This window comes from Hymenobacter mucosus, from assembly GCF_900188255.1.
GTDB classification, from domain to species: Bacteria; Bacteroidota; Bacteroidia; order Cytophagales; family Hymenobacteraceae; genus Hymenobacter; species Hymenobacter mucosus.
In genome coordinates this window covers 433,207-450,013 of sequence record NZ_FZNS01000004.1, presented here as the reverse complement: position 1 = coordinate 450,013, position 16,807 = coordinate 433,207, and the positions used below count along the sequence as shown (strand labels likewise).

General features: G+C 56.1%; 14 protein-coding genes. 9 read left to right on the top strand and 5 right to left on the bottom strand.

Annotated elements, in window-relative coordinates; all coding sequences use genetic code 11:
• Entirely contained in the window at positions 1-1,296 is a 1,296-nt protein-coding gene (egtB, locus tag CHB83_RS11830; protein ID WP_089332765.1) for an ergothioneine biosynthesis protein EgtB, read from the bottom strand.
• Positions 1,297-1,548: 252 nt separating this feature from the next.
• Between egtB and CHB83_RS11825 the strand changes: the two genes are divergently transcribed.
• From CHB83_RS11825 to CHB83_RS11795, 7 genes are all read left to right on the top strand, one after another.
• Entirely contained in the window at positions 1,549-1,797 is a 249-nt protein-coding gene (locus tag CHB83_RS11825; protein ID WP_055562264.1) for a KGG domain-containing protein, read from the top strand.
• A 218-nt stretch (positions 1,798-2,015) separates the two neighbouring features.
• Positions 2,016-3,086: an o-succinylbenzoate synthase gene (locus CHB83_RS11820; protein WP_089332764.1), complete on the top strand. Its 1,071-nt coding sequence runs from the start codon at positions 2,016-2,018 to the stop codon at positions 3,084-3,086.
• Positions 3,087-3,152: 66 nt separating this feature from the next.
• Positions 3,153-4,439: an aspartyl protease family protein gene (locus tag CHB83_RS11815; protein WP_045688981.1), complete on the top strand. Its 1,287-nt coding sequence runs from the start codon at positions 3,153-3,155 to the stop codon at positions 4,437-4,439.
• A 111-nt stretch (positions 4,440-4,550) separates the two neighbouring features.
• Positions 4,551-5,705, top strand: coding sequence for a lysophospholipid acyltransferase family protein (locus CHB83_RS11810; protein WP_045688980.1), 1,155 nt, complete (start codon positions 4,551-4,553; stop codon positions 5,703-5,705).
• A 100-nt stretch (positions 5,706-5,805) separates the two neighbouring features.
• Positions 5,806-6,735 (top strand): alpha/beta hydrolase, encoded by a 930-nt coding sequence (locus CHB83_RS11805; protein ID WP_089332763.1) that lies wholly within the window; start codon positions 5,806-5,808, stop codon positions 6,733-6,735.
• 196 nt (positions 6,736-6,931) lie between these two features.
• Positions 6,932-7,441, top strand: a complete 510-nt coding sequence (locus CHB83_RS11800; protein ID WP_045688978.1) for a phasin family protein — start codon at positions 6,932-6,934, stop codon at positions 7,439-7,441.
• 168 nt (positions 7,442-7,609) lie between these two features.
• Complete coding sequence (locus CHB83_RS11795; protein WP_045688977.1) at positions 7,610-9,301, top strand: ABC1 kinase family protein; 1,692 nt, start codon at positions 7,610-7,612, stop codon at positions 9,299-9,301.
• Positions 9,302-9,324: 23 nt separating this feature from the next.
• Here the strand turns inward: CHB83_RS11795 and CHB83_RS11790 are convergent, their stop codons facing one another.
• From CHB83_RS11790 to hppD, 3 genes are all read right to left on the bottom strand, one after another.
• Positions 9,325-10,476, bottom strand: a complete 1,152-nt coding sequence (locus CHB83_RS11790) for a porin family protein (protein WP_089332762.1) — start codon at positions 10,474-10,476, stop codon at positions 9,325-9,327.
• Positions 10,477-10,618: 142 nt separating this feature from the next.
• Entirely contained in the window at positions 10,619-12,355 is a 1,737-nt protein-coding gene (locus tag CHB83_RS11785) for a phospho-sugar mutase (protein WP_089332761.1), read from the bottom strand.
• A 224-nt stretch (positions 12,356-12,579) separates the two neighbouring features.
• Positions 12,580-13,713, bottom strand: coding sequence for a 4-hydroxyphenylpyruvate dioxygenase (gene hppD, locus CHB83_RS11780; protein WP_045688974.1), 1,134 nt, complete (start codon positions 13,711-13,713; stop codon positions 12,580-12,582).
• A gap of 228 nt (positions 13,714-13,941) precedes the next feature.
• On the opposite strand from hppD, the gene CHB83_RS11775 reads away from it, so the two are divergent.
• Together CHB83_RS11775 and CHB83_RS11770 are read left to right on the top strand one after the other, a co-directional pair.
• On the top strand, positions 13,942-14,328 hold the full coding sequence (locus CHB83_RS11775) for a hypothetical protein (RefSeq protein WP_045688973.1): 387 nt from the start codon (positions 13,942-13,944) through the stop codon (positions 14,326-14,328).
• A 91-nt stretch (positions 14,329-14,419) separates the two neighbouring features.
• On the top strand, positions 14,420-14,764 hold the full coding sequence (locus CHB83_RS11770) for a DUF952 domain-containing protein (RefSeq protein ID WP_089332760.1): 345 nt from the start codon (positions 14,420-14,422) through the stop codon (positions 14,762-14,764).
• A 93-nt stretch (positions 14,765-14,857) separates the two neighbouring features.
• On the opposite strand, the gene CHB83_RS11765 is transcribed toward CHB83_RS11770, so the two are convergent.
• Positions 14,858-16,765 carry an ABC-F family ATP-binding cassette domain-containing protein gene (locus CHB83_RS11765; RefSeq protein ID WP_089332759.1) on the bottom strand — a complete coding sequence of 636 codons (1,908 nt, stop codon included), beginning with the start codon at positions 16,763-16,765 and terminating at the stop codon, positions 14,858-14,860.
• Positions 16,766-16,807: the final 42 nt, after the last annotated feature.

The following is a 16,807-nucleotide window of genomic DNA, read 5'->3' as shown; positions in this document are numbered from 1 at the left end:
CTAGCGCGCCAGCCGGATACCCGTGAACTGCCAGCGCTTGTCGGCGTGGAAGAAGTTACGGTAGGTAATACGGATGTGGCTTTCGGGAGTGGCGCAGGAGCCCCCGCGCAGCACCAGTTGGTTTATCATAAACTTGCCGTTGTACTCGCCCAGCGCGCCCGCCGCCCGCTGGTAGCCGGGGTAGGGGTGGTAGGCTGAGTAAGTCCATTCCCAAGCATCACCTAAGAGCTGGTGGCACTGAGTGGGGTCAGCATCAGTGGGCAGGGGTTGGGGGTCGTAGAGGTTGCTTTCCAGGAAGGTGCCGCCCGTAGGGGTGGCGCCGAAGTGACGAGCCGCAATTTCCCACTCCTGCTCGGAGGGCAAGCGGCAGCCGCGCCACTGCGCGTACGCATCGGCCTCGTAAAAGCTGATGTGCGTGACCGGAGCCGCCAGGTTTAGGGGCTGTAGCCCGTGGTGGCTGAAACGCTGCCAATTCCCAGCCTGCTTAGTCCAGTAGAGGGGAGCCTCCCAGCCTTGGGAATTTACGAGGTCCCACCCTTCCCCTAGCCAATAGCGGAAGTCGCGGTAGCCGCCGGCCTCTATGAATTCGAGGAACTCAGCATTGGTCACGAGGCGATTTTGTAGTTCGAAGTCCGCTACGTAGGTATCGTGCGGGGCCAACTCATTATCGAAGCAAAACCCTTCACCCTCAAACCCTATGCGGTGCATGCCGCCGGGTACGGGTAGCCAAGCGGCTGGCGCCAGTATGGCGGGGGCGGGGGCAAGGGTAGGTTCCAGGTAAGCCGGCGCGAGCGGGCTAGTGCTTAGAATGTACTTAATATCAGTGGCTAACAGTTCTTGGTGCTGCTGCTCATGCTGTAGTCCTAGCTCTACTAGCTCGCCAACGGTGGGGGGCAAAGTATCTGCTAGGGACAGTAAGCGCGCCATGTGTTCGTCAACGTAGGTGCGGTAGGCGTACACGTCGCGCAATGGTGGGCGCGAGAGGGTGCCCCGGTCGGCGCGGTTCACGCGGGAGCCCAGAGAGTTGTAATAGGAGTTAAAAAGAAAAGCGTAGTCGGGGTGATATACTTCGTAGCCGGGTAGGTACTCGCGCAGTAAAAAGGTTTCCCAGAACCAGGTGGTATGAGCCAAGTGCCACTTGGGTGGGCTCACATCAATGGTGGGCTGCACTACCGTATCCTCAGGGAGCAGCGGGCGGCACAGGGCCTCTGATTGCTGGCGCACCATCTGGAAGCGGTCGGCCAAAGAAGAGGGAGAAGCCACAGCAGTGGCGGCGGAGTGGGGAGCTACAGACATACGAAACGAGAGAGGAAGAACCAGAGTATAACTACGTACTGGCCTATCTGGTTGTCCGATTCTTCGCCGGTAAGGTCGTCAGTATTTCGCGTATGGTTGCGTATTACTACGGACGAGCTGTTCGGTAGAAAACGGTATTTTGACGTGTAGAAGCGGTTTTTAAGGTCTAATAGCTCATCTTAGATGAGGCACTGCCCGTTAGAGGAGCCAAGTGCCATCGACCATTTTTCCACCTACATTTCTTGTAGAGCTATGAACACCAACCGGACATCAACCACTTCGCGCAGCACTTCTCCTGCAGAAACTCCTGCCCCTAAGCGTCCACGTGGTTTCGCCGCCATGGACCCCGCTCAGCAACGTCGCATTGCTAGCGAAGGTGGACGTGCCTCGCACCAGAGTGGTCGGGGCCACCGCTTTACTTCAGAGGAAGCACGTGCTGCCGGCCGAAAAGGGGGCCAAGCCAGCCGTGGGCGCGGTAATCAGGGCACTGCCGTTAGCTAATTCGCTTTTCTGAAGAAGACGAGAAGGGTGGGTTTCCTTCCTGCTCGCCTTACATACGCAGCCTTCGCACTGAGTGCGGAGGCTGCGTTGCGTTTGGGGGTAGGCGGCAGCCCCTCTCCTGCGCTAGGATTGAGGCCAAGGCAGCCAATTCTGCGCCTACCTTGTTACTAGTGCTCTGCCTACGTACCTCTCTGACGCTTGCGTTCGTATTCCCATTCATGCTTCAACTCCGCACTTCCCAGCGTACGCTCCGCTTCAACTTTCCCGCTCGTACTTCCCGCGGCGCCCTCACCGAGCACGTTGCGCACTACCTCCATTTATCGGACACTGCCCAGTCGGGGGTAAAAGGCCTAGGGGAAGCCGCACCGCTAGCCGGGCTTAGCCCCGATCATCGGCCCGATTTCGAAAGCACCCTGGAAGGCTTCTGTCGCGAGTTTAACCGGCGGCAGCTACGCGAACTGCTACCCGAGGAAGCGGCCAGCTTGGTAGGGCCAGAGTGGCCCGCCCTGCGGTTTGCCCTCGAAACGGCTACGCTGGACTTGCAGCACGGCGGGCGTCGGCAGCTGTATAATACCGCGTTTGGCCGGGGTGAAGCAGGCATTCCCATCAATGGGCTGGTATGGATGGGCGATGCTGCCTTCATGCGCCAACAAATTGAGAAGAAGCTAGTAGAAGGCTACGCTTGCCTTAAGCTCAAGATAGGCAGCCTGGATTTTGAAACCGAATTGGCGCTCCTACGTGAAATACGCGCCGTAGCCGGGCCTGAACAGCTCACGCTGCGGGTAGATGCCAATGGTGCCTTCTCACCCGAAGAGGCTTTGGGCAAGCTAGAGCAACTGGCGGCGTTCCAGATACATTCTATTGAGCAGCCTATTCGGGCTGGCAACTGGGCCGCCATGGCCGCCATATGCCGCAACTCCCCCGTGCCCGTGGCGCTGGATGAGGAACTGATAGGTGTGACGGACCCAGCCCAACAGCAAGAATTGCTGGCTACCGCACAGCCAGCCTTCATTATTCTCAAACCTACCCTGGTAGGTGGCCTTGGCGCCAGCTTGGAGTGGATGGCTGCGGCGCAAGCCCGGGGCATTGCGTGGTGGCTTACCTCAGCCCTAGAATCCAACGTGGGCCTGAACGCCGTGAGCCAGCTGGCAGGGGCATATGCTGCCCCCGGTTTTCCGCAAGGATTGGGTACGGGGCAGCTTTACCACAACAACGTAGAGGCTCCGTTGCACATCCGCAATGGGCACCTGTTTTACCTACCCCAAGAAAGCTGGGAAACAGTAGAATAGGCGCACGGGAGTAGGTGTGCTGGCTAGGTTTTTTGCGTAAATTACCAAGCCCACCACCTCCCCACCATGCTGCTCCGTTGCGCACTGCTCTGGCTGTTTTCCCTACGCCCGTGGGCGAGGGCGCCGTTGTGCTTATGGGGCCTGCTACTGGTTGTAGTAGCGGGCCATGCCCAGGAAAAGTCTGCGCCTTTTCAGTTTAAGCGGCCTCGCCAAGAGCAAGCCTTAGTGCCCTTTTTTCTACAGCGGAATCTTATCGTAGTGCAGGTAAAGCTGAACGGGCAAGGGCCCTTCAACTTCTTATTGGATACGGGCATCAACAGCAGCCTCATTACGGATATCTCGTTGCAGCGCCAACTGGGGCTTAGGCTGGGGCAGCGTTTCCAAATTGCGGGTGCCGGCGAGGAAGCTCCCCTAGAGGCGTACCAAGTGGAGGGCGTGAATGTAGAGCTACGAGGCGTGCAAGCCGACAATTTCTCATTTCTGGTGCTCTCCGAAGACATTCTTAACCTCTCGGGTTATGTGGGCATGCCTATTCACGGGCTGCTAGGGTCCGCCATCTTTCGCAGCTTTGCCGTGGAAGTACAGCCTGAGAAGGAGCAGTTGGTCTTTCGCCATCCTACGCGCTACCGCCGGCCCCGCAGCAAGCGGTGGGTGAGCATTCCACTTGAAATAGAGAATAGCAAGCCCTACCTGACGGTACCAGTAGTTTTGTCTGATTCTCTGACGATGCCCCTGAAGCTGGTGCTAGATACCGGTGCGGGCCACGCGCTTTCCCTAGAAACCACTTCCAGCCCTCGTTTGCGGGTGCCACCCACGCGCTTGCGGACCCAGCTGGGGCGGGGGCTGAGTGGCTACATTAATGGCTACTTGGGCCGGGTGGCGGCGCTACGCCTCGGGCGCTACCAAGTGCCTTCCCTGCTTACGTCTTTCCCCGATGCTGCCGACGTGGCCCTACGCACGGATGTGTACCGCAACGGGAACTTGGGCTTTGAGCTGCTCAAGCGGTTCGTTGTTATCATCGACTACCCCCGCAACCAACTGCTGCTGCGGCCCAATGGGCTATTTCGCGACCCTTTCGAGCACGATATGTGCGGTTTGGACATTATGGCCACGGGCGAAAACTACCGGCGCTACCTGTTAATGAAAGTTCAGCCCCACTCGCCGGCCGAAGCGGCAGGGTTGCGCCCCCGCGACGAACTGCTGTCCATCAACCTGCTGCCCGCCAGCCAGCTCAATCTGACCCAGGTGAGCCGCATGTTTCATTCTGCCGATGGGCGCACACTGCTGCTGCTCGTACGCCGCGAAAACGGGGAGCTGTTCACCACCACCATTCGGCTAAAGCGTCAGATCTGAGGGGGCGCCTGTAACTACGGTAGCGCCCCGTTGCGTAGCAGTAGTGTTACCAAAAATAGTACCTTGGCGCCCTACCCGCCCGTTTAGCCTCGTTTGCCGTATTCCCGCCCAATGTCCACGGCCTCACTCGATCCTTCTGCTCCACCTGCTATTCAGGCTAATCAGCATATCTATTCCGAGCACTTCGACGAGGAGTTCGTAGAAACACTTGACCGCAATATCCTGCAGTTGCTTGATCGGGTATGGTTTCGGTCTGAGCTGGTAGGGTTCGAGCAGTATCCCGAGCGCAACAACCCCGATAAGCCTCTCATCTTCGCCTCCAACCACTCGGGCATGGCCTTCCCCTGGGATGCCATCGTGGCCCTGTCGCATCTGTGGCGCCGCCTACCCGACAAGCGCGACTTACCCCGCCCGTTGTCGGCCCCCATGTTGTCGCAGTCGGCGCTGATGAACCCCTTTCTGGTCAAAAACTTCTGGAAGAAGGCGGGCTGCGTAGATGCTACCACGCTCAATTTTGAGACGATGATGCACTACAACGACCATAACCTCATGCTTTACCCGGAGGGCGTGGCGGGCATTGGAAAGGGCTTTAACCGCAAATACCAGTTTCAGCGCCTGGCTACCAGCACCGTGCGGCTGGGCATTCAGCATCGCACCGATATCATTCCGTTTTATACCATCAACGGAGAATACCTGAACCCCTACACCTATAGTTGGGATTGGGTGAACCGGCTAAGTAAGAAAATAGGTATTCCCTTTATTCCTGTGGGGCCCATTCTGCTGCTGGTGCTGCTGCAGCCGTGGTTTTTCTACATGGCGTTTCCGGCTAAGCTCACGTTTGTGCTGGGCACCCGCATTCGGCCATATGAACTGACCACCAAACCCGTTGCCGAGCTTACCCGTCCAGATTATGAGGAGCTTTCCAACCAAGTTCGGGCCCGCATGCAAACCGAGCTAGACGCCGCCGTGCAGCAATACGGACGGCAGCCCTACCGGTGGCCGGAACTGTGGCAGCGGATCAAAGAAAACTGGCGGTTTTTCCCGTTTTTCCTGCCGTGGTCGTGGCCTGCCTTATTCCAGGAGTTTGAACGCCGGTACGTACGCAACGGCCACCGCGCCTTCGACCTAGACTTGCGCCGCCCCGGAGCGTACTGGCGCATGATATGGCGCAATCCGTTTACCCTCACCTTCTTCATCCCCGTATTAGGATGGATTCCTATTGCTATCCGGGGCTACAAAGGCCACCGGCTGCGTACTAAAAAGTAAGTTTTACTGGGCGCTAGGTCAGTACTCAGCTACCCTTGCTGTTCACCGGCTAAACTGCTAGTGCGCTGCATTGCCACACTGCTTTCTAACTACTTTCTCCATGCCGTCTACCCAACATTTGCTCCTCAAACAGCTTTTGGCTTCGGCCACGGGCACCCTAACCGGTAAGGTGCCAAAGCTGGCCGCTATGCGCCTGGGGTTTGAAGTGCTGTCGTTGGGGCAGGTGATGCCGTGGAATGTGTTTCTGGAAGATGCCAATGTGGATGGAATGGCCGCCGAGTGGGTCCGGCCCGCAGCGGCCCAGGCCGAGCGGGTGCTACTGTACTTGCACGGTGGGGGCTACGTACTCGGTTCGCTCAATACGCACCGCGGCTTGGTAGGAGCCCTCGCCCAACGTTGCGAGCTTGCTACGCTCGCCATCAACTACCGGAAAGCTCCCGAGTATCCTTTTCCGGCTGCGCTTGAAGACGCTCTCCTAGCTTTCCGGTGGCTGCAGAAGCAAGGCTACGCGGCGCATAACATTATGGTAGCCGGCGACTCTGCGGGCGGAGGCTTAGCTTTTGCCTTGGCCTTGGCCCTGCGCGACGCTCAGGAGGCCCTACCGGCTGCCGTCATTGGCCTTTCACCCTGGACGGACCTGGCCCTGCCGCCGCCCGTGCTGCGCCGGGTAACGCACGAGGAAAGCCAGGTGCTGGAAGCCTTCGAGATTCGGGGCTGGGGCCCGCTTTACGCCGCCGAGACACCCTTGGCGCACCCGTTGCTCTCGCCCGTGCACGCAGATTTACACCGCCTACCGCCCCTTCTCATTCAGGTGTCCGACGCTGAAGTGCTAAGCGATGATGTGGTCCGTTTCGCCAACAAAGCCCGCGCCGCCGGAACGCCGGTTACGTTGCAGGTATTTGAAGGCCTAGTGCATTGGTGGCATTTGTTCTGGCGGTTCGTGCCCGAAGCCCGCCTGGCCCTCGACCGCGTAGCAAATTTCACGCATACGATCTGGGCGGCGCAACTAGCTAGCAAGCAGGCTGCTTGACCCGTAAACTAGCTCAGTACTAGTGGGTTGTGGTCTTGGTATTTATGCATTATGCGTTACTTTCTGCCCGCAGCCGCGTATTATTTGCGTAGGGCGGAACGCTGGGCTCGGAGTTGACGGCTACCAGCACACCGCCCCGAATCTTTTGTGCAGTTCTCTCTTCTCACCCAACCTTTCCCTTTAATCATTCAGCGTTATGGAAGATCTGTTTAAGAAGTTCATCAATGCCGGCGTGGGCTTCGTATCACTTACCAACGACCGAGTTCAAAGCACCATCGATAAGCTGGTGCAGGAAAGCAAGCTGTCAGAATCGGAAGGCGCCAAAATCATGGACGAGCTGAAGAAGAACACGGACAGCAAGCGCAAAGAGCTGGAAAAGCAGTTTCAAGGCCTTGCGTCGCGCCTGATGAAAGGGGCAGGAGTGGCATCTAACGACGACGTGGAAGAGCTTAAGCGCACCGTAAAGGGCAACTCGAAAAGTGCGGAAGCAACCTCACCGGCCGCTGGTAAGGTTAGTTCCACTTCCGTGCGCAACAACACCACGGCGGCTAGCACAGCCGCTGCTACCAAGGTAGCCAAGAGCAAGAGCAGCAAGCCAACCATTAGCAAAACCGACAGCCCCGAAGACAAAGCCAAGAAGATAGCCGCTAAAAAGGCTATTTCCCCTAACGATAACACCTCCAGCAGCGGCAGCCAACTCTCGTAGTTTCCTGCGCCTTACCTGTTACTAAACCCCGCTTGCACTCTGCAGGCGGGGTTTTGTTGTAGGTATGGTAGCAGCTTAGCGGGTGCGTGGGGAAGAACCAAGCTGCTAAGCTAACATCTCCTGTCCGCGGGGTAGGGTAGTCCGGGTTTTATTCCGATTTTGCAAGGCATGTTTAAAAACACAATCTCTAACCTTACACGCATCCGGCAGGTAGCGGAAGTACTAATTCGCTACGGCTTTGAAGATGTAGTAACCAGCACCGCCCTGCGGCGGCTGGTGCCCAAAAGCCGACAGGCATCGTGGCAGGATGGGGAGCAGGCTGTGTTTGAGACGACCCGGTGGCAGCGCATCCGCATGATTATTGAGGAACTAGGGCCTACCTTCATTAAGCTGGCCCAAGCCCTCAGCAACCGTGCCGACCTGCTGCCCCAGCCTCTTATTGATGAGTTTGAGAAGCTGCAAAGCAATGTGCTACCTTTTCCGGTGGCGCAGGCCCGCCAGATAATAGAACAAGAGCTAGGACGACCCTTGGAGGAGGTATTTGCCGAGTTTGATGAAGTGACGCTGGGCTCTGCCAGCATTGGGCAGGTGCACCGGGCCCGGTTGCTGACGGGCGAGGAGGTAGTAGTAAAGGTGCAGCGGCCGGGAGTAGAGGAAAAAGTACGTACCGACCTGAGCTTGCTGCACGAACTCGTGCGCCTGACGGCCCCGTTCCTGCGCAAGCAAGGCCTGGCTAATCCCCAGGACATTGTAGATGCTTTTGAGCGCAGCATGACCAAAGAGTTGGATTACAACTCGGAGGCCCGCAGCATGGAGCAGTTTCGCAAGCTGTACGCCAACTACAATACGTTCTATATTCCGCAGCCCTACCGGGAGCTTAGCACAAGCCGAATCCTGGTCATTGAGTTTGTGAGCGGCTGCAAAATCACCGACAAGCCCCAACTGCTGGCCTGGGGCCTGAGCCCCGAAAAGGTCGCCGAAACGGGAATGGACATCTACCTGACGCAGATTTTCGAGTTTGGTGCCTTCCACGCCGACCCGCATCCCGGCAACGTGCTAGTGCGCCCCGATGGTACCATTGTCCTGATTGATTTCGGCATGGTTGGGCGCCTGAGCCGCCAGCAGAAGTATGCTTTTGCCGGCGTGTTTATTGGCATGGCCCGGCAGGACGCGCGCAGTATGGCTCTGAACTTTCGGCGGCTGGCCCTCACATCGGAAATATCCGACATGCGCGCCTTCGAAACCGACCTGACGCAGCTCATTGACGACTTCGCTACACTCGACGTGAAGGACATGAGCATGTCGGACCTGGCCGACGCTCTGCAAGGCATTATTTACCGCTACAAGCTGCAAGTGCCGGGCGCGGTTTTCCTGATTTTGCGGGCCCTCGTAATTCTGGAAGGAATTGGCAAGGTGCTGCACCCGCGCTTCAACACGTTCGAGTTCGTGCGGCCCTACGGCGCCCGCATTATTGCCGAGCAATATTCGGCAGAGAACATCCAGAGCGAAGCCCTGTACACGGGCACGCAACTGCTGGCTCTCCTGCAAACGCTGCCCACGGATGTGCGGCAGATCATGCGCAAAATATCCCGGGGCGACTTGCGCGTACGTGTGGAGTTAAGCGGCTACCACTTACTACTGCGCAAGGCTGATCAGTTGGTCAGCCGGGGCATTCTAGCGGCCGTGGCAGTAGCCATGATCTTGTTTGCCGGCCTGAGTCTGCTCGGCCATTACCCAGCGGGCCAGATGCGTTACTACCGCGGCCTTCCCCTCGTGACCTGGTATAGCTTGGGAGTGGCCGCATTCCTGTTGCTCATCCTGTTTATTCTTGGTTCGAAAGGAGAGAAACGCCGGGAGTGAGAAACCCCGGCGTTCTTACTACATCAAAACCATATGCCTAAGTCGAGACGCAACGACTCGTGCGAGGGGGCCGACCTATAAAAGCCAGTAGCATCTAGCATCTTTTCATAGCGCACTTCTAAGCTCAAGTTGGGAAAGGAAGTGCCCTGCCAAAGCAAGCCGGCACCACCACTCAAGCCAAAACTATTGCTGCCAGCAACGGTGTAAGCGCGAGTATTCGGCGCAGGTTTATCGGAGTCTTGGTAGCTGTCCGTTGATTTGTTCTGAAAGTTGAGTCCGTACACGGGGCCAGCATTTACATAAGGCCGTAGGTTCTGGTGGCCGAAGGAGTACCGAAATAGTATCGGTACTTGAATCTGTGAGTAATGGACAGTGAGGGTACGTAGGGTTGTGTAGGCCGCATAGCCGTTGGGAAAGTTAACGGGGCCATATACGCTGCGGAGTGCCACGTACGAAACTTCACCTTGCACCGAAAACTGAGTTTTGGACCCTAGATGAAACATCACACCCGCTTGATACCCTATGGTATTTGTGTGGGAGCCCACATAGCGGTCATCTGCGTACTTGAAGCTAGAGGAATTCAGGCCAGCCTTCAGGCCAACAGCCACGCGGGCAGATGTATTTCGTAGCGTACGGCTAGTTTGCTGGGGCTGCCGACATTCGTTGTAGGCAGTTACTAGCCGCTTTAAGCCAATCTCGGTGTATGGATAGCGTTTTTCGGTGGTGCTATACGCGAAATCCAAAGATGGGCAGCCAGACAGCACCCGTAAGTACGCGAGGCGAGCAGTAGTTGGAGGTACCGGAACAAGGTAGGCGGAGTCGGCGGGTTGCAGAAAAAAGTGGGATTTACCCCGCTCATTTTCTCCTGAATACAAACTGACGTACCCCTGCACAAGCGGAACGACAAACTGCGGAGCCCCTTGGGGCCCTACCGGTATGCTTACCCCAAGCTGACCAGATCTGTCGCCATAGCTGCGTACTTCAGTTGGTGAGAATTCAGCGGTTGCAGCGCCTTCCCGGAACAGCCGCACCATCTGGTTTTGAGGACCAAAAATCTGAATCCGGCCGCGTAGCGTGTCACCTGCCGTTGTCACTATATAGTCAGGCGCTGAGCGTTGGGCAAAGGCAGGTAAGGTAGCCAATCCAAGAATAGATAATAGTATAGGTATTTTCATGCAGCAATAAGCTAAAAGAATGAGAGGCCCTCGAATAGGCAGTGCAACCTAGTTAAGGAATCAGCAATAATGGAACTGTAGGTATAAAGAAATGCTCGCCATTTCCACAGCGAGCATTTCTTTATCAAATAAGTAAGCTGTGCTACTTCAACTGCATGTCGTCGATGATGGCTTGAATTTTTTCACCGGCGAGTCGATCTGCTAGGTCAAAGTCTACGGCAGAGGCCAAGGGCTGGCGCACGCTGAAATAGAACTTGATCTTGGGCTCGGTGCCGCTGGGACGGGCCGAAATCTTGCTACCATCTTCCAGAATGAACTGCAATACATTGCTGCTCTCCAGGCCGGTTTCAGTTTCAAGGCCGGTATGTAGGTTCCGGATTTTGCCGGTTTTGTAATCCCGCAATTCTGCCACTGCCAGGCCCGCAATGGTAGCGGGTGGGTTGGCGCGCAGGTCGCGCATCATTTCCTGAATTTCCTCGGCGCCGCGCTGTCCTTTTTTAGTTAATGAAATCAGGTTCTCCTTGTAGAAACCATAGGTTAGGTACATCTGCACCATTTCCTGGTAGAGCGTGCGGCCCTGGTCTTTGGCCACGGCCGCCATTTCGGCAATCATAGCGCAGGCCGAAATGGCGTCCTTGTCGCGCACGAAGGAGCCAATCATGTATCCGTAGCTTTCCTCACCACCACCGATGTAGTTCTGCTGGCCTTCCAAGTCGCGGATGATGCCGGCAATGTACTTGAAGCCCGTTAGGGTTTGGTAGGCCGTTACGTTGTGGGCCCGGGCCACGTCGCCGAGTACGTCGCTGGTAACGATGGTGTACACGATGAAATCCTGTTCCGTCATCTTGCCGGCGTGCTTGCGGGCTGAGAGCAGGTAGTGAGTGAGCAAGGCTGCCGTTTGGTTGCCATTGACTAGTACCCACTCGCCTTTGTCGTTCTTCACGGCAATACCTACGCGGTCGGCGTCGGGGTCGGTAGCAATAACTAAGTCAGCATCAAGGGATTTTGCTTCGTCGAGAGCCATTTGCATGGCTACCTTTTCCTCCGGGTTTGGCGACTGTACCGTGGGGAAGTTACCGTCGGGGGTAGCTTGGCCTTGTACCACGTGCACATTGGTGAAGCCCAGTTGAGCTAGTGCTTGGGGCACCAGCGTGATGCCCGTACCATGCAGGGGCGTGTACACAATCTTCAGATCGTGCTGGCGCTGAATAGCGCTGGGGTTAATGCTGAGCTCCTTTACTTTAGCTAGGTAGGCTGCATCCAGTTCGGCCCCAATCAGATGAACGCGTGAAGCATCAGCGCCAAACTTCACCTCGCTAACCGATTGGATGGCTTCTACCTCCCGAATGATGTTTTTATCGTGAGGGGCTACCACTTGGGCGCCATCGTTCCAGTACACTTTGAAGCCGTTGTACTCCTTGGGGTTGTGCGAGGCCGTAACAACACAGCCGCTCTGGCAGCCCAACTGGCGGATGGCAAAGGATAACTCCGGCGTGGGGCGCAGGGCCTCAAACAAGTACACCGTAATGCCATTGCCCGAGAAAATATCGGCGGCAATACGCGCAAACTCTTTGCTGTTATTGCGCGAGTCGTGGGCAATGGCCACTTTAATTTCCTGGCCTGGGAAGCTTTGCAGCAGGTAGTTGCTCAGGCCTTGGGTAGCCATGCCCAAGGTGTAGCGGTTCATGCGGTTAGAGCCGGCACCCATAATGCCACGCAGGCCACCAGTGCCAAACTCCAGATTGCGGTAGAAAGCATCAGAAAGGAAATCCTCCTGGTTTTCGGCTACCATGCCGCGAATTTCGGCGTGAGTAGCGGGGTCGTAGCTGTCGGTCAGCCAAGTATCAATTTTTTGCTGGATTTCGGGAGTGAGGGCCATAGAAGCAAATGAAAGAATAGGGTTCTGAGAACGGGAGTAAAGAAAACAGGTTTTTATTGGATGGAGAGAAGGTCTCCATAAAAAGTAATGCAGCGGTAGCGTTTAGATGCTATTCTTAGTTCGCGTAGTGTGAAGTTTCTGCGTAGCTTCTAGCACGAATGAGCCCTAGTACCATTTGGCACTAGGGCTCGTGTTAGGCAAGCATTTGCCTAGCAAATATGTACTTAGAGGTTGCCTCGCAGGGCTTGCTCTCGTTCAATAGCCTCAAACAAGGCTTTGAAGTTGCCTTTGCCGAAGCTCTTAGCACCTTTGCGCTGGATTATTTCATAGAATACGGTGGGACGGTCCTCTACTGGCTTAGTAAAAATTTGAAGCAAGTAGCCTTCTTCGTCGCGGTCTACCAATAAATTGAGCGCCTTGATAGACTCCAGGTCTTCATCGATGTGGCCGATGCGCTCAAGTAGGTCGTCGTAGTACGTGCCTGGTACCGAAAGAAACTCAACGCCGCGGCGCCGCAACTCAGTAACCGTAGCGCGGATATCGTGGGTGATGAGGGCCATGTGTTGTACCCCGGGGGAGTGGTAGTAGTCGAGGTACTCCTCAATCTGGGACTTCTTTTTGCCTTCAGCAGGCTCATTGATAGGGAATTTCACAAACCCGTTGCCGTTGCTTACCACCTTGCTCATCAACGCCGAGTATTCGGTGCTGATGTCGTCGTCATCGAAGGTAATCAGCAGCTTGAAGCCCAAAACATCTTCGTAGAACTTTACCCACTGGTTCATCTCACCCCAGCCTACGTTGCCCACGCAGTGGTCCACGTATTCTAGGCCCACGGGATTGCCCTGCGGGAGGCCGCTGGTTTTGGCCACGAAGCCCGGTAGGAAGGCGCCGCTGTACTGGCTACGCTCCACAAACGTGTGGATCGTTTCACCGTAAGTATAAATGCCCGCTAGGGTCACCGAGCCGTGCTGGTCCTCTAGGGTATACGGCTCGAAGGCTGGCTTGGCGCCGCGCTTGGTGGTTTCCTCAAACGACTTGCGGGCGTCATCTACCCACAGGGCCATCACCTTCACGCCGTCGCCGTGCTGCGCAACGTGGCGCGTAATGTCAGAATCGGGGAGGAGGGAGGTCGTCAGTACAAACCGAATTTTGTTTTGCTGCAGCACGTAGCTGGCCCGGTCGCGCACTCCAGTTTCGGGGCCGGCGTACGCCACCAGCTCAAACCCGAAAGCGGCCTGATAATAATAGGCCGATTGTTTGGCATTGCCGACGTAGAACTCAATGTAGTCGGTGCCGTTGAGGGGTAAAAAATCTTGGCTTGGATGGGCCTGCACGGCCGGTGAGGTCATGGTTTCCATGGGTGGGATGTAGTGGGTAGGATGGATGGGTTACGCTAGTAAAAGTAGGAGTTTGGGACTAATAGCTAGCTTTCTGCTTTCCAGAACGAGTAGCATCCGTAGTGCACCCAAGGGGGTTTTGCAGAGCCCAATCAGAGGAAGAACAAGACAGAACAGGAAATCAAATAGCGCAAAAAATTCCCAAATCCTCCCCACCTTTGCGCTACACCATATCTATTGCCCGTGGCTATGAACAAGGAGGACCTCAACCGCGCCCTGGTTACGCTCATCGAAAAGAAAGCCGAGCTGCATAAGCTCACCTACGATGACGCCCGCTACGACGACGTGGAAGAAGAGCTGCACGACCTGGAAGACGATTTTAACGACGAGTACGGCTCGTTCCTGGAAGCAGCCTTAGAAAAAGTGCACGACGAACTAGTTTCTGATACCGACGTGCTACTGCCTACTGCCTATTTGCCCGCTACTACCAGCGGCACACCCTCGCCCAAGGAAGGCGTCTGGATTGACTCAGAGAAATACTCCGGCAAGGAGGCACGCCTCACGCTGGTGCCTAACCCTACGCGCCTAGTGCTGACGGTAGGCAAAGCCGTACAGCAGGACGTGTGGAAGGCCTAAGCGGAATTCAGTAGTAGAGTTAGGAACTGGGCTGGGGGCTGATTCACCGGTGAATCAGCCCCCAGCCCAGTTTTCTGTTGCGCTTAAGGATATGTTGTACCGTATTGCTGAACTCGCGGACTGGCACCAAGCCCAACAAACGGGTTTCTTCGCCAGCGCTGACTTAGCTGCAGAAGGCTTCATTCATTGCTCCGAGAGGCTGCAAGTAGTAGAAACCGCACGTCGGTACTATGCCGGCCGGGTAGAGGTCGTATTGTTGGAGTGGGATGAAGATATATTGGCGGAAAGTGGGGTGCGCGTAAAGCGCGAGTGGGTAGCTAGCCGTCAGCAATATTTCGCGCACGTGTTTGCGCCTGTGCCCCTCCGTGCTGTGCGTCGGGTGTGGGCTTTCTCCGTGCCCGGCAACGGCACCGCCGTACTACCCGCTGATATATAGGCTAGGAGGTAGCCACTAAGTAGCGCGTGCAATACTTACTACTCGCGCAACTTACCAGGCATAAAAAAGCCCCGCATGTGCGGGGCTTTTTCTTCACACAAAGTCGGCTAGCTCCAGCCACCGCTCGCCTTTCGAGTCAAGGTCTTGGTCGGTGCGTTTAAGCTGAGCAGCCCAGTCGGCTAGTTCTTGGTGGTTGCCCGTACCTGAGTTGAGCTTCTCAATAAGCTGCTGCTTGAGGGCCTCGAGTTGCTCGATTTCTTTTTCCAGGTTTTCGTACTCTTTCTTCTCCGCAAACGTGGCCTTGCGTTTGGGCGTGCTAGCTGACGCCGCCATAGGAGCCGGGGTAGGCGGTGCGGCTACTGGGGCCGCCGAAGCAGTTGCCTTGGGCGGGCGAGCCGCCGTTTCAGCGTCTTGATCTTTCTGCCACTCCCGGTAGTCGGTGTAGTTGCCGGGAAACTGCCGGATTTTTCCGCCGGGCTCCAAGGCAAATACCTGCTCTACTAGCGCATCCATGAAGTAACGGTCGTGCGATACAATGATCAGACACCCTTGGAAATTAAGGAGGAAGTCCTCCAGAATATTGAGGGTGATGATGTCGAGGTCGTTGGTAGGCTCGTCGAGAATGAGAAAGTTAGGGTTCTTGATGAGTACCCGCAGAAGTTGTAAGCGGCGCTTTTCGCCCCCACTAAGCTTGCTCACAAGCGTGTATTGCTGAGCCGGCGGGAACTGGAAGTGCTGCAAAAATTGCGAAGCCGTAACCTGGCTACCATCGGCCATTTCCACTACTTCGGCTACTTCCTTCACAATGTCAATCACGCGCTGAGAAGGGTCAAAGTCCAGTTCTGTTTGGGTGTAGTAACCAAACACCGTGGTTTGACCAGCATCTACCACGCCCGAGTCGGGCTGCAGTTTGCCGGTGAGCATGTTCAGCAACGTTGACTTACCCGCACCATTCGGGCCGATAAGCCCAATACGGTCTTTTTTCTTGAAAACGTAGCTGAAATCATTCAGCACCACCTTGCCCCCAAATTGCTTGTGCAGGTGCTCCACCTCGATAATTTTACCTCCTTGGCGGGTAGTTTTTACCGATAATTCTAGATCAGGGCCCTTGAGCTTGGTTTTGGCCTTCTCCTGCGTTTCGTAGAATGCGTCGATGCGAGCCTTTTGCTTGGTGCCACGAGCCTGGGGCTGGCGGCGCATCCATTCCAACTCTTTCCGCAGCAGATTGCGCGCCTTTTCAACCTCCACGGTTTCCATCTGTTCGCGCTCAGCCTTCTTCTCCACAAAATAGGAGTAGTTTCCTTGGTAGCGGTGTACGCGGCCTTGGTCCAGCTCCACTATTTCATTGGCTACGCGGTCAAGGAAATACCGGTCGTGGGTCACCATCAGCAGCGTGAGTGAAGGAGTTGCCAAGCGGTTCTCCAGCCACTCAATAGTAGCTAGGTCCAAATGGTTGGTGGGCTCGTCGAGAATAAGCACATCAGGTTCCTCAATGAGCACCCGTGCCAGCGCTACGCGTTTGCGCTGACCACCGGAAAGCTTGCTAACAGGCCGCTCCAATAGGTCGCCCAAAATTCCTAACCGCCCCAGGATTTGCTTTACTTGAGCATCGTAATCCCACGCATTGTAGGTGTCCATTAGCTCCATTACCCGCTGCAAGTCGTTGGGCGAATGGTTGGGGTCGTTTACTACGTGCTCATAGTCGCGGATGGCGGCCAAAGTGTCGTTTTGGCTGGCAAAGATGGTTTGCTCCACGTTCAGCGACTCATCGAACACGGGCTGCTGCCCCAAGAAAGCTACCCGGGTGTCCTTGCGCACGCTCACTTCACCGCTGTCTGGGGGCTCCAACCCGGCCAGAATGCGTAGCAACGTTGTTTTGCCCGAGCCATTAATGCCTACCAGCGCCACGCGTTGGCCCTGTTGCAGCCCAAAGTTCAGTTCCCGGAATAGCCACCGGTCGGCGTAGTTTTTCGAGAGATTCTCGGCAGAAAGCAGATTCATAGCTGCAAAGGTACTGCACTGGTTTCGCTCGTGGGCACTACT

What these genes read in the sequence shown, in the direction of transcription:
- egtB (WP_089332765.1), bottom strand. Translation starts at nt 1,296, where the DNA reads ATGTCTGTAGCTCCCCACTCCGCCGCCACTGCTGTGGCTTCTCCCTCT.
- CHB83_RS11825 (WP_055562264.1), top strand. Translation starts at nt 1,549, where the DNA reads ATGAACACCAACCGGACATCAACCACTTCGCGCAGCACTTCTCCTGCA.
- CHB83_RS11820 (WP_089332764.1), top strand. Translation starts at nt 2,016, where the DNA reads ATGCTTCAACTCCGCACTTCCCAGCGTACGCTCCGCTTCAACTTTCCC.
- CHB83_RS11815 (WP_045688981.1), top strand. Translation starts at nt 3,153, where the DNA reads ATGCTGCTCCGTTGCGCACTGCTCTGGCTGTTTTCCCTACGCCCGTGG.
- CHB83_RS11810 (WP_045688980.1), top strand. Translation starts at nt 4,551, where the DNA reads ATGTCCACGGCCTCACTCGATCCTTCTGCTCCACCTGCTATTCAGGCT.
- CHB83_RS11805 (WP_089332763.1), top strand. Translation starts at nt 5,806, where the DNA reads ATGCCGTCTACCCAACATTTGCTCCTCAAACAGCTTTTGGCTTCGGCC.
- CHB83_RS11800 (WP_045688978.1), top strand. Translation starts at nt 6,932, where the DNA reads ATGGAAGATCTGTTTAAGAAGTTCATCAATGCCGGCGTGGGCTTCGTA.
- CHB83_RS11795 (WP_045688977.1), top strand. Translation starts at nt 7,610, where the DNA reads ATGTTTAAAAACACAATCTCTAACCTTACACGCATCCGGCAGGTAGCG.
- CHB83_RS11790 (WP_089332762.1), bottom strand. Translation starts at nt 10,476, where the DNA reads ATGAAAATACCTATACTATTATCTATTCTTGGATTGGCTACCTTACCT.
- CHB83_RS11785 (WP_089332761.1), bottom strand. Translation starts at nt 12,355, where the DNA reads ATGGCCCTCACTCCCGAAATCCAGCAAAAAATTGATACTTGGCTGACC.
- hppD (WP_045688974.1), bottom strand. Translation starts at nt 13,713, where the DNA reads ATGGAAACCATGACCTCACCGGCCGTGCAGGCCCATCCAAGCCAAGAT.
- CHB83_RS11775 (WP_045688973.1), top strand. Translation starts at nt 13,942, where the DNA reads ATGAACAAGGAGGACCTCAACCGCGCCCTGGTTACGCTCATCGAAAAG.
- CHB83_RS11770 (WP_089332760.1), top strand. Translation starts at nt 14,420, where the DNA reads ATGTTGTACCGTATTGCTGAACTCGCGGACTGGCACCAAGCCCAACAA.
- CHB83_RS11765 (WP_089332759.1), bottom strand. Translation starts at nt 16,765, where the DNA reads ATGAATCTGCTTTCTGCCGAGAATCTCTCGAAAAACTACGCCGACCGG.